Source organism: Parvularculales bacterium (assembly GCA_036881865.1).
In the GTDB taxonomy this organism is placed as follows: Bacteria; Pseudomonadota; Alphaproteobacteria; order JAPOUT01; family JBAJNM01; genus JBAJNM01.
On sequence record JBAJNM010000018.1, the window covers coordinates 21,261 to 33,876 of the forward strand.

Consider the following 12,616-nt stretch of genomic DNA (forward strand, 5'->3'; position numbering starts at 1 on the left):
GGGTAAGATGTCATCCCCGTTTTATCCCGTAGCGCTAAAACGCTTGATATGATACGGAACATCGCCAAACAGGCCATCTATAACCGTCAAACGCCGCACATAATGGCCAACATTCAACTCCTCCGTCATACCCATGCCACCGTGAATCTGGATGGCCTCCTGACCTATAGCCCTGCCTGCCTTGCCAATCAAAACCTTAGCACCGGAGACCGCACGACGACGCTCGGCAGAAGCTTCATCGCTCAATTTCATGTTCACCATATACGTCATGGAAACAGCCTCTTCACAGGCCATAAACATGTCCACCATGCGATGTTGTAATACCTGAAACGAGCCTATAGGAACGCCAAACTGCTTGCGAGTGCGAGAATACTCCAAAGTAGCTTCATTAAGTCTCTTCATGATGCCAACAGACTCAGCGCATAACGCGCCAATGCCCGCGTTGACCACAGACTCTAACAGATCCAAGCCATTATCTACCTCGCTTATAACAGCATCCGTACCCACTTTCACATTCTCGAAAGTCACATCACAAGCCCGCTTGCTATCGACCATTGTATAGTCTTGAACACTGACACCCTTGGCGTTTTTTTCCACCATGAACAGGGTCACTCCGGCTTCATCACCCTGCCCTCCGGAGGTCCGAGCCGACACAATGAGATGATTGGCCCACGGGCCGCCTACAACAGCCGCCTTATGGCCATTAAGAACAAAAACATCACCTTTTTTCTTCGCAGTTGTGGTAACATTAGCTAGGTTATAACGGCCCTGAGGTTCAAACCATGCCAAAGCCCACACAGCCTCACCACTTGTTATGCTGTTAATCAAACCTTCACGTTGCCCTGCCGGCGCACCCGCTTGCAACAACCCGCCCGCTAGCACGACTGTTTCCAAATAAGGCTCTACCACAAGGCCGCTACCAAATTCCTCCATGATCACCATCACATCAATAGAGCTACCTCCAAGACCGCCAAACTCTTGCGAAAAAGGAGCCGCCAACAACCCCAACTCAGCAAATTGCTTCCAATAATCAGATCGCCAGCCCTCAGCACTCTCAATAATGCCACGCCGTGTGTCAAAATCGTAATTGTCCCGAACAAAACTCTGCACCATATTGCGTAGCAAATTCTGCTCCTCAGAAAAAGAAAAATCCATGAATAACCCTCCGGCAGCCCAGTTGTTACAGAGTAATAATTATAGGTGTGTTAGGTATCAAATGCCTAAAGGCCAAGCACCATCTTGGCGATAATGTTGCGCTGTATTTCATTGGAGCCACCATAAATGGACGTCTTACGCATATTGAAATACTCCTGCGCTACTCCTTCCGCATAATCCGGACCAACACGAGTATAATTACTCATCTCACCCTGACGTGGTGTCTGAATCATACCGTAGTAACCAACAGCTTCAAGGGTCAACTCCGTGATGCGCTGCTGGATTTCCGTACCCTTAACCTTCAAAATAGAGGACTCTGGACCCGGACCCTCACCCCGACTCTCCGCCGCTAACGTGCGCAACTCCGTATATTCAAGCGCCGTTAAGTCAATCTCTGTCTCAGATATTTTGTTCAGAAAATCATTATCATTAATGAGAGGTTCCCCATCCGACATCTCAGCCCGCGCGATGCCTTTAAGCTGCTCTATCGCCTTTTTAGAACGCGCCACCCCAGCAATACCAGAGCGCTCGTTGCCAAGTAAAAACTTGGCGTATGTCCAGCCTTTATTCTCTTCACCTATAAGGTTTTTGGCCGGTACACGAACATCCTCCAAAAAGACCTCATTGACTTCATGCGACCCATCAATAGTGATAATCGGACGCACCGTAATACCCGGCGTTTCCATGTCAATCAGCAGAAAAGAAATTCCCGTCTGAGGCTTACCTTCAGTGCTCGTGCGCACCAGACAAAATATCCAATCCGCATGCTGGGCAAGGGTCGTCCATATCTTATGGCCGTTAACTATATAATCGTTACCATCGCGCACAGCACGAGTTCTCAGCGACGCCAAGTCAGACCCTGAACCAGGCTCTGAATAACCCTGACACCACCAATGCTCTCCGGAAAGAATACGGGGCAGAAAATAATCCTTCTGCTCCTGATTGCCAAAAGTATAAACAACCGGCCCTAGCATGCTAAGTCCAAACGGCAACAGCGCCGTCGTACCTGCACGGGCATTCTCCTCACCCCAAATATAGCGCTGTGTGACAGACCATCCCGTCCCGCCATATTCCTTCGGCCATGAAGGAGCTACCCAGCCTTTCTTGTGCAAGATACGATGCCATCTCAGCATGTCTTCTTTGCTCATGGAAGCCCGGTCATCGCGCTCCTTTAACTCGGCAGGAAAATTATCCTCTATGAACTGACGTACCTCATCACGAAATGCAAGGTCATCCGCGCTGAAACTTAAATCCATGCTATAACTCCTTACGACCTGTCTTAGCAGTTTTTACCCACGACCCCAAAGGCCTAAATAACGCAAACCAGAAGTCTCCTAAGTTACATTAACAGCACTCAGGAGAGATATCCCAGTGGATATACCACCCTAGACCAATACAGCCCAGTTTCCAAGTCTGATAACCATGGCGGACCGGCTAACTACCCCCGTCTATAGTAGCTTCGTCAAATGTTATCATGCCCTTGTGGACCGCCGCCGCCGCCCGAACAAGCCCTAATCCCAAAGCCGCACCACTGGCCTCCCCCAACCGCATCTCTAAATCCAGCAGAGGCGCTTTATCCAGCACCTCCAATAAACGACGATGAGCCGGCTCTGCCGAACAATGCGCTGCCAAACAATGGTCTAATGCCCCCGACACCAATTCATGTAAAACTCCCGCTGCCGCCGATACCACATAACCATCCAGTAGCGTTGGAATACGCCTTAAGCGAGCCTCTAAAATTGCCCCTACAAGGGCAGCCTCTTCCCACCCCCCAAGCCTGCGCAAGATCTCAAGAGGGTCATCAAGAAGGTCTGCATGATGCGTTAAGGCTCGGCTAACAACCGCACATTTACGCTCTATGCCCGCCTCATCACTACCCGCACCCGGCCCGACCCACTCTTGTGCCTGTCCCCCAAACAAAGCACAACACAAAGCAGCCGCAATGGTCGTATTGCCAATACCCATATCACCAAGTCCCAAAAGATCACAATCATTCGGAACCGCCTCCATCCCAGCTCTCATCGCTGCCACACACCCCGCCTCATCCATAGCCGCTTCCTGTGTGATATCTCCCGTCAAACCCCACGATGTTAAGTCCACCACCTCAAGACGAGCCTCAACCCCTTGAGCCAATTGATTGACGGCAGCTCCTCCATTACGAAACGTCTCTACCATCTGTGCGGTTACCTCAATCGGCCATGCCGATATACCGTGGCAGGTAATCCCATGATTGCCAGCACACACAACAAGTGCCGGCCTCACAGGCATAGGCTGTTCCTGCTCCCGCCATGACGCCAGCCAGACAGCGATATCTTCAAGGCGCCCCAAAGCACCCGGTGGTTTTACGAGTTGCAACTGGCGCTCTCTAGCGGCTGTTGCCGCACGTTCATCCGCTCTCGACAATTCTACTGCCATCGCCCGCACGTCTTCAAAAGACAAAACCATCACAAACCCAACCTATCGCTAAAAAAGAAAGCTCGTGCGCATCATGGCTTATTCCGTTATGATTAGCCATGATAGAAAAAACAAAAAAGCAGAGGTGGGAGAACTCTCTCTTGACTGACTGGTTCTTTGATATTCGCACCAGTTTAATTCTATTTACCCGCCTACCTGTAACCTATTATTGGAAAAGTAGAGATAATTCTTTTTCTCTCACAAAAGCTACTCGCGCATTTCCGGTAGCCGGTGTTATTGTGGGCCTACTGACGGGGTTAATATTTTGTGGACTAGCGGCAGTGGGGCTGCCCCTATTGTTAGCCGCTGTATTAGCGGTTGCCGCACAAGCAATTATCACCGGCGCCATGCACGAAGATGCTCTAGGCGATATGATGGATAGCCTTGGAGGGCGCGACAAAGACCACCGCCTCGCCATTTTGGAGGACAGCCGTCTTGGAACATTCGGCGTTGTTGCGGTAATATTAGCGCTATTAGCAAAAGTCGCGCTGATTGCCTCTCTTGCGGAATTGACAGTACCCTGGGCCGTTCTGTCAGCCCTGATTGCGGCAGGCGGCTTGTCTCGTGCGGCTCCTGTTTTCATGGCGTTTCTTATGCCTTCGGTTCATGAAGACGGTCTGGGAGCTGATATGGGCCAACCGGACAAGACAGGCGTTTTTCAGGCAGGTGGTATCGCTTTACTGACCTGCCTGCTTTTGATTCCCATTGGGGCTGCCCTTGCAGGGTTAATTTTAGCTATGGTGGCAGGCGGTATTATTGGCTCCCTTGCCCAACAGCGCTTTGGAGGACACACGGGCGATATTTTAGGAACAACCATCGGTGCTACAGAAATTGCCTTCCTGCTAGGCCTGTGTCTGGCTTCTGCTTGAGGATATGACTATGGCATCTCCGAAAGAGGCTGTACTTGATAGTCCTTGCGTCGGGGTGTGTGTTGTTGATGGAAAGTCCAGCTTGTGTAGAGGATGCACCAGACGGCTCGGAGAAATCGCCAATTGGTCACGGTTCACCCCTGAAGAACGCCGTGAGATTCTTGATCTCATATCCGTCCGCCGACAATCTACCCAGATGCGTAGCAATACTGATGCGTGATAATCGATTGACTTGGCTTGCTCTGCTGGGTCTAGGACTTACAGGGCTGGTGCTGTTTTTGGCGCACCGCTCTCCAAATGCTTTGTCAGGGCGCGACAGTCAAATCCAGCTAGTCTATGGGCTTGCCCTTTTATCGGTGATAGGAGGTAGCGTTGTGCTTGGGTGGCAGCAAAGGGCAACCCTCGCCCTTAAACAAGCACTTATCTGGTGTGCCATCACTCTTGTATTAATTATTTTATACAGCTATCGAGATGCTTTTGTGGCATTGGGAGATCGCATAGCAGGGGAAATCACACCAGCGCAACCCATAACACACACTTCCGGCTCAGTGAGTTTGCAGCGCGATACGAGTGGTCATTTTCGCGTTAACGCCCTGATTAACGGAACCCACGTACAACTTCTAGCCGACACCGGTGCTACAGACGTAAGTCTAACACTCTCAGATGCACGACGGGTCGGCATTGACATGACCCAATTGGCATTCACCCATCCCTATCAGACAGCCAACGGTGTTATCCTAGGGGCACCTATTAAGATTCACAGTATCAAAATTGGATCTATTGTTCTGAACGATGTAAGGGGATCTGTTCTCCCTGCAGGGTCTGGAGTATCTCTCCTTGGTATGAGTTTTCTCGGAAACCTCAAAACTCTCCGCATTGATGGTGACCGGATGGTTATGGAACAATAATCCCAACCCGCCTATACTCTAACCCATGTTTCCCACACCCCGCTCCGATTTAACCCCCAATACACCCGCTTATGAAGTGGAACCTCTGATTATTCCTACCGGTTTTCGGGAATATGATGCCCGTTGGCTATATCCAGACAGCCTCAATATGATGGGTGTTCAAGCTTTAGGAATGGGCCTTGGCACTCTTATTAAGCAACAAATCGCTAAGCCTGCCATTGTCGTAGGCCATGATTACCGTATCTATAGCGCTACTATAAAGCAGGCTCTGATTGTTGGCCTCATGGAGGTTGGTCTTGAGGTGCACGATATTGGCCTGTCGCTCTCTCCTATGGCATATTTTGCACAACATGACCTTGGCGTTCCTGGGTTGGCTATGGTAACTGCAAGCCATAATGAAAATGGCTGGACGGGCTTCAAAATGGCCATGGAGCCAACTGTTACCTTTGGCCCTGATGATATGGCTCAGTTGCGAGATATTGTTCTTGGGGGTAAATTTGAGCGCACCGGCGGGGGCCGTTATCATTATGTAGAGGGTTTTAATGAACGTTACTTGAGCAATCTAACAAACCGCCCTGTCTTATCTCGTCGCTTGAGAGTGGTGCTTGATTGCGGTAATGGAACGGCGGGAGTTTTTGCGCCACCAGTTTTTGATGCGTTGGGAGCAGATGTTATTCCTCTTCATTGCACGCCGGATTATACATTTCCCCACTACAACCCCAACCCTGAAGACATGGCCATGTTGACAAGCCTTGGTAAGGCTGTGCGCGAGAACAGCGCTGATATAGGGTTAGCCTTTGATGGTGATGGGGACAGGTGTGGCGTGGTTGATGACAAAGGCCGTGCAATTTTCGCCGACAAAATTGGTTTGATGCTAGCCCGTATGTTAGCAGAACAACACAGACACGCCCGTTTTGTGGTGGATATTAAATCCACTGGTCTTTTTATGACAGACCCGGTCTTACAAACCCGTGGCGCTCAGGTAGAATATTGGAAAACCGGACATTCTCACATGAAGCGCCGCATGCGAGAGGTAGGCGCTCTGGCAGGTTTTGAAAAGAGCGGGCATTATTTTCCGGCACCCCCTCTGGGATATGGATATGATGACGGTATTTTATCGGCCATCATGGTCTGCGATATGGTTTGTGCCGCAGGAGGCGAACCGCTATCAGCTCTCTATAGTGCTCTGCCTACCACATGGGCATCGCCTACTATATCGCCTTATTGTGCTGATGAAAAAAAATATCAGGTGGTTGAAGAACTCACCCAACAATACCAAGCAGAAGCCAGCGCCGGTAAAACCATTGCCGGACTACCCATAACAGACATTATGACAATCAATGGTGTACGGGTGACTCTTAGTGATGGTGGGTGGGGATTGGTGCGAGCCTCGTCCAACAAGCCCTGTCTTGTGGTTGTGGTAGAAAGTCCGACCTCTGAAGAGGCCATGGGCACCTTGTTTGACGACATCAATACCCGCCTTGCCCGCATTCCAGACGTTGGCTCTTATGACCAAACTCTCTAGGGCAATGAACTAACGCTCATTTGCTCTGCACCCCCAAGAACAGATGTCTCTGTCTTACGGACCTCCTCCGCCAATTCCAGAAACATAAACACAGACATAACCGTTAAAAAGCCCGCAAAAATATGTGTCAAAATAACGCGCGATACAGCATGGGCCATACGCGCACCCCACGGAGCTGCTAAAATAGTAGCCGGGGTTATCAAGGCAAAAGCTGCAAGGTTCACATATCCCATAGACAAGGGCGGTAAAGAAGATACTCCCCACCCCGACACCACAAAGCCTGCCATGCCAGGCAAACCAATCAATAAACCTAGCCCAGCAGACGTACCAACAGCTTGATGAATGGGGCGACCGTAAAGGGTCATGATGGTAACGCCAAACGTACCTCCCCCAATACCCAACATGGCCGAGAACAGGCCCGTGCCTCCGGCAAGTCCCCAACGTCTTACCCCCCTAGGCAGTTGATCGCCAAGACGCCAAGTATCTTCACCAAACATCAAGTTACCCGCCACCAACGCAGCAAGTAGCGCAAACAAACCCGTTAACGCCTTGCCGCCTATAATACCTGCCAAGGCTACCCCCAACAGTGCTCCGACAATAACCGGTAGCCCCCAAGACTTCAGAATCTCTGCATCCACAGCACCCCGCTTATAGTGTGCCCGAACAGAGCGCATAGAGGTCACCACAATGATGGCAAGAGATGATCCCACTGCCAAATGCATCCGCAAAGATGCTTCTACATCCAAAAGCGTGAAACTGTAAAACATAGCTGGAACCATAATAATTCCGCCACCTACCCCCAAAAGACCCGCCATTAAACCCGCTACAAGTCCTGTAGCCAGCATCAAACCAGCTATGGTCGCAATAAGAACCGGATCGTCTGTGATTACCACTCAGGCTATCTTTCGTTCATGATGGGTAGACTCATGGAATGCTCCCGTAAAAGCAACAGCTGTGCGCAACACAGAAGCCTCTGCCTCTAGCCCATGAGATTGCTCCGTAAGGTATCGCCGAAAAGCCCGTGCCCCAGATTGACCTGCGAATAATCCCATAACATGGCGTACTATGCGATGCAAAGGAACACCCCGTTGACGCTCGCGCTCTGCAAAAGGCATGAACGACTCAATAACGCTTGGGCGATCCAGTAGCGATGCCCTATCGCCAAACAAGCTCTCATCCACCGATGCCAACATCCATGGCGTCTCATAAGCGGCACGCCCCACCATGACACCGTCTACATATTTCAAATGATGGGTTATCTCATCAACAGAGCCCACCCCACCATTCAGGCTGACAAACACATTAGGAAACGCCGCCTTCACTCCATAGATTACACTGTAATCCAAAGGAGGGATTGTACGATTTTGCGCCGGACTTAACCCTTCAAGCCAAGCCTTACGCCCGTGAATGATAAAATCGCGACATCCTGCCGAGCACACCTGCTCTATGAACTGCGGCAATGTTTCTTGGGGGTATTGGTCGTCTATCCCAATACGGCATTTAACGGTAACCGGAATACGAACAACCCCCCTCATGGCAGCAACACAATCGGCCACTCTTTGCGGATCACCCATCAAACAGGCACCAAATCCGCCGCCCTTCACCCGGCCCGACGGGCAACCTACGTTGAGATTAATCTCATCATATCCGACATCTTCTCCCATACGCGCTGCACGAGCCAACAAAACAGGATCACTCCCTCCCAACTGCAAGGCTACCGGATGCTCCGCCTCATCAAACGCTAACAACCGCTCAGCGTCCCCATGAATAAGGGCATTGACGGTTATCATCTCTGTATAGAGCAGACTATGACGTGTAATGAGACGCAAAAAATAGCGGCAAAACCTATCCGTACGCCCCATCATGGGAGCAACAGATACACGCCTTCCCTGCTTCCGTGATGGGCGATTATCAGACGGATTAGCGAAAATATTCAACTGCAACTTTCCTTGCGGATTCAGATATCAACCACTCTACCAGTTTTCAACCCAAGGACGTAGATCAATCTCTTGCGTCCACGCAGAGCGCGGTTGACAATGCACACTCCAAAAGGCATCCGCAATGGCATCCGGAGCAAGCGCGCCATCATCTCCTTTGCTCTCTATGTAATCGTTAAAGCGAGAGCGCACCATATCACCATCAATAACTCCATCAATAACAACATGGCCCACATGCAACCCTTGTGGGCCAAACTCACGTGCCATGGATTGAACCATAGCCCGCAACCCCGCCTTAGCAGATGCAAAATGAGCAAAATTGACCCGCCCCCGCAAAGAACCCGACGCACCAGTATACAAAATAGACCCCCGTCCAGCAGGCAACATCCGACGGACAGCCTCTTGGCCCACTAAAAATCCACCCAAACAACCGACTCGCCAAAAGGCCTCAAACGTATCAGCTTCCAAATCCATAAACGGAATAATCGCATTGTTGCCCACGTTATAAAGCACAGCCTCTAATGTCCCGCTTTTTTGCGCGTCATCAAAAGCATCACCAAGACCCGCACCGGTGGTAACATCAACAACACCGGTAGACGCCGAAAACCCTATAGATTTGATTTCATCAACAATGATAGAGAGTTTGTCTGCCGTGCGCCCTGTCACCACAACATGATAACCCTCACGGGCAAAACGTCTCACTAAAGCCGCACCCAACCCTCTGCTAGCTCCAACCCCAAACACAATGGCCGACTTTGCCATACCTTATACTTTCTGCCTTAGGGTAGTTTTGTGCTACTTAGCGACCGCTCGGCAGTTCGTTAAAAGGCACTGTTTTATCAACACGGATGTCCTGAGGTAATCCTAAAACCCGCTCCGCGATAATGTTGCGCAGGATTTCATCCGTACCGCCGGCAATGCGAAACCCCGCGCTCCCAAGCCATTGTCCCTGAAAGGCACCACTAAGGGGTGCATCTTGGCCCATCATAATGCCTCCCATGCTGGCCATATCGGTAGCAAAGGATGCCAAGTCCTGCATCTTAGGACCAGAGACAATTTTACCGATAGATGACTCAGGACCCGGTGTATCACCACGAGAGAGGGCCGTCAGAGTACGATAACGCGTATATTTCAATCCTTCTGTCTGCACATACCATTCGGCAATTTTCTGACGCACCGCATCATTGCGGATAGCAGGACCCGTTTCCAGTTCCATCTGACGCGCCAACAACAGCAATTCTCCATAGTCCAAGCCTGTGCCTGAACCTATAGCCAACCGCTCATTCATCAAAGTGGTAAGCGACACTTTCCAGCCGTCACCGACCTCACCCAAACGCTGACTATCAGGAATACGCACATCGGTGAAAAACACCTCGTTGAAGTTTGCCTCACCAGTAATCTGCTTAATGGGCCGCACCTCAACGCCGGGTGACTTCATATTTAAGAAGAAATACGTAAGCCCCTTGTGCTTCGGCTTGGCGGGGTCTGAACGTGTAACCAGAATACCATAGTCAGAATAATGAGCACCAGATGTCCATACTTTTTGGCCGTTGATAATCCAATCATCCCCATCCCGCTCAGAACGCGTACGAATGCCTGCTAAATCCGACCCCGCCGATGGTTCCGAAAATAACTGACACCAAATTTCTTCACCATGAAGAGCAGGCCGAACGTAACGCTCCAACTGTTCTTCGCTGGCATAAGCCATCATTGTAGGAATGCACATACCAAGACCAATGCTGAAATAGCCATCCGGCACGGAATAATTGGCTTCTTCTTGGTTGTAAATCACCGACTGGATAGGCGTACCCCCCATACCGCCATATTCCTTGGGCCATGTAATCGCCGCATAACCAGCATCAGCTTTCTTAGACTGCCACACACGAGCCTTTTTGAGGGCATCCTCGTCCCCCGCATACAAAGATGCTCGCTGAGCCCGCTCACCTTCTTTTCTGGGGGTAGCATTTTGCTCTAGCCATGTTCGCGCTTCACTTCTGAACTCGGCTTCTGCCGGAGAATCGTTAAAATCCATGAGTCCTTCCTCCTATCACAACTAAAAATATCACCCGCCGCCCATTAAGCAGCGTTTTTAGCCTCAAGATGCCTAACCAGTTTTTCTTTCCATTGAGTTTCACTGCCCAGCGCTAACGCCAAAAGCCGTGAGCGACGATAGAAAAACTGGCAATCACCTTCCCAAGTAAAACCAATACCACCATGGGTTTGCACATTTTCCTGGGCCGCATAACAAAAAGCCTCGCTAGCCGCCACACGAGCGGCAGCTGCCGCAATAGGCAACTCAGCACCATCTGTATTCAACATCATAGCGCCATAATAAGCATTAGAACGCGCCAACTCGTTGCGCACATACATGTCTGCCAATTTGTGCTTGATGGCCTGGTAAGAACCTATCAAACGGCCAAAGGCATAACGCTCCAACGCGTAAGATTTAGCCATCTCCAAAGCGGCCTCTGCCCCACCAACCTGCTCAAAGGCAAACAACACTGCCGCTCCATCCAGCACACGCTGAACATGAGACCAGCCCTCGCCCTCTACTCCCAACAACTCAGCAGGAACTTTGTCGAAATTTATCTCACCGTAAGAACGGGAGGCATCTAGCGTCTTGACCGAACGACGTGTAATACCCTTAGATGACAAATCTACTAATACTAGAGAAAGCGCTCGCTCACCCTGTCCTCCTGTGCGACATAGAACAACCGCTACATCTGATGCTTCGGCATCAGGAACCGGTAACTTAATTCCCGACAGTGTGCCACCAGAAAACTCTGCCCGAATTGTATTCGGCCCCGGTGTATTTACCCCTTCGGCCATGGCGAGAGTTCCTATGCTTTCTCCAGATGCAATTTTTGGCAACCACATCTGATTTTGAGATTCAGAACCTGCCAATTTTAAGGATTCAGCAAACAAATAAATGCTAGACGAAAAAGGTATTGGAGCTAATGCGCGCCCGAGCTCTTCTGCCACCACACATAACTCCAGAGCACCAAGGCCTAATCCTCCATATTGCTCCGGTATGGCCGCACCACAAAAGCCCATCTCCGCAATCCCTTTCCAAATTTTCTCCGCATGGGGTTTGTCATTTTCCAAAACATCCCGCACCTCAGTTAGAGGACAGTTATCTGTTAGAAATTTGCGCGCCTGATCCTTGAGCAGTTTTTGGTCATCAGAAAAATCAAAATTCATAAGCCCTCTTCCTTATATCTCTTGGTCTCTTGTTTAGTGAGGCTAAGCAATCTTCCCAGCATATACAGATATTGTCCTAAGGCCAAGATTAATGCCCACACCTGCCTATAAAGTTATGCCCCACCACGCTAGAATGGACGGGCGGGGCAGTTAAAAAAGACGATATAAAAGGGGTTTATGAGAAGTTCCCTATGGGAATTTATTAGTCAGTATCACCGTCATCCCTATTACCATTCCCTTCGCCAATGACGAGGCCAACCGCGTCGCTTATGGAAATCCATATTGGCCAGCGCTTCAGAGGCTTTAAGGCGATCTTCATCATCCAGTTTTTCTATGGCCGAGAGAAAAATTCTGCGGGCAGGCGGTATCAGTTCTTCATAACTTTCAACCATATTATCAAATGCCTGACCCACCGCCATTGAATCATACGGCGTTATGGCGAGAGCGATCGCCAACACCTGACGCTGCTCACCGGCCTGTCTCATCGTCGCCCTGATCGCGGGCCGTGCGTCTTTCAGGCTTCGGCGAATATCCCTACGCACATCGGCAGGTATGGACGACATAAGA

13 protein-coding genes are annotated in these 12,616 nt (G+C 50.3%); 4 read left to right on the top strand and 9 right to left on the bottom strand.

The genetic code is table 11. From position 1 onward, the window contains the following. Positions 1-21 precede the first annotated feature (21 nt). The 3 genes from V6Z81_05635 to cobT form a co-directional block, all read right to left on the bottom strand. Positions 22-1,155 (bottom strand): acyl-CoA dehydrogenase family protein, encoded by a 1,134-nt coding sequence (locus tag V6Z81_05635; protein MEG9861967.1) that lies wholly within the window; start codon positions 1,153-1,155, stop codon positions 22-24. 65 nt (positions 1,156-1,220) lie between these two features. Next, a complete protein-coding gene (locus V6Z81_05640) occupies positions 1,221-2,411 on the bottom strand; it encodes an acyl-CoA dehydrogenase family protein (GenBank protein MEG9861968.1) in 1,191 nt (396 codons plus the stop codon). 178 nt (positions 2,412-2,589) lie between these two features. Continuing rightward, complete coding sequence (gene cobT, locus V6Z81_05645; GenBank protein MEG9861969.1) at positions 2,590-3,600, bottom strand: nicotinate-nucleotide--dimethylbenzimidazole phosphoribosyltransferase; 1,011 nt, start codon at positions 3,598-3,600, stop codon at positions 2,590-2,592. A gap of 110 nt (positions 3,601-3,710) precedes the next feature. On the opposite strand from cobT, the gene V6Z81_05650 reads away from it, so the two are divergent. From V6Z81_05650 to V6Z81_05665, 4 genes are read left to right on the top strand one after another with little or no spacing between them, the layout of a single operon-like run. Further along, positions 3,711-4,478 carry an adenosylcobinamide-GDP ribazoletransferase gene (locus V6Z81_05650; protein MEG9861970.1) on the top strand — a complete coding sequence of 256 codons (768 nt, stop codon included), beginning with the start codon at positions 3,711-3,713 and terminating at the stop codon, positions 4,476-4,478. Between the two features lie 10 nt (positions 4,479-4,488). Continuing rightward, positions 4,489-4,698, top strand: a complete 210-nt coding sequence (locus tag V6Z81_05655) for a DUF1289 domain-containing protein (GenBank protein MEG9861971.1) — start codon at positions 4,489-4,491, stop codon at positions 4,696-4,698. Continuing rightward, positions 4,691-5,386, top strand: a complete 696-nt coding sequence (locus tag V6Z81_05660; protein MEG9861972.1) for a TIGR02281 family clan AA aspartic protease — start codon at positions 4,691-4,693, stop codon at positions 5,384-5,386. The genes V6Z81_05655 and V6Z81_05660 overlap by 8 nt, the downstream gene beginning before the upstream one ends. Positions 5,387-5,411: 25 nt before the next feature. Then, positions 5,412-6,911: a phosphomannomutase/phosphoglucomutase gene (locus tag V6Z81_05665; GenBank protein MEG9861973.1), complete on the top strand. Its 1,500-nt coding sequence runs from the start codon at positions 5,412-5,414 to the stop codon at positions 6,909-6,911. Here the strand turns inward: V6Z81_05665 and V6Z81_05670 are convergent. From V6Z81_05670 to V6Z81_05695, 6 genes are all read right to left on the bottom strand, one after another. Further along, positions 6,908-7,804 (bottom strand): sulfite exporter TauE/SafE family protein, encoded by an 897-nt coding sequence (locus tag V6Z81_05670; protein MEG9861974.1) that lies wholly within the window; start codon positions 7,802-7,804, stop codon positions 6,908-6,910. The two genes, V6Z81_05665 and V6Z81_05670, sit on opposite strands and share 4 nt — an antisense overlap. Further along, positions 7,805-8,848, bottom strand: a complete 1,044-nt coding sequence (dusA, locus tag V6Z81_05675; GenBank protein MEG9861975.1) for a tRNA dihydrouridine(20/20a) synthase DusA — start codon at positions 8,846-8,848, stop codon at positions 7,805-7,807. A 36-nt stretch (positions 8,849-8,884) separates the two neighbouring features. Then, positions 8,885-9,610 (bottom strand): SDR family NAD(P)-dependent oxidoreductase, encoded by a 726-nt coding sequence (locus V6Z81_05680; GenBank protein ID MEG9861976.1) that lies wholly within the window; start codon positions 9,608-9,610, stop codon positions 8,885-8,887. A 37-nt stretch (positions 9,611-9,647) separates the two neighbouring features. Then, the gene (locus V6Z81_05685) at positions 9,648-10,880 is read right to left on the bottom strand and encodes an acyl-CoA dehydrogenase family protein (GenBank protein ID MEG9861977.1); all 1,233 of its coding nucleotides are present in this window, start codon (positions 10,878-10,880) and stop codon (positions 9,648-9,650) included. 44 nt (positions 10,881-10,924) lie between these two features. Further along, a complete protein-coding gene (locus V6Z81_05690; GenBank protein MEG9861978.1) occupies positions 10,925-12,049 on the bottom strand; it encodes an acyl-CoA dehydrogenase family protein in 1,125 nt (374 codons plus the stop codon). 227 nt (positions 12,050-12,276) lie between these two features. After that, on the bottom strand, positions 12,277-12,616 hold a 340-nt coding region (locus V6Z81_05695; protein ID MEG9861979.1), incomplete at its 5' end, for a periplasmic heavy metal sensor.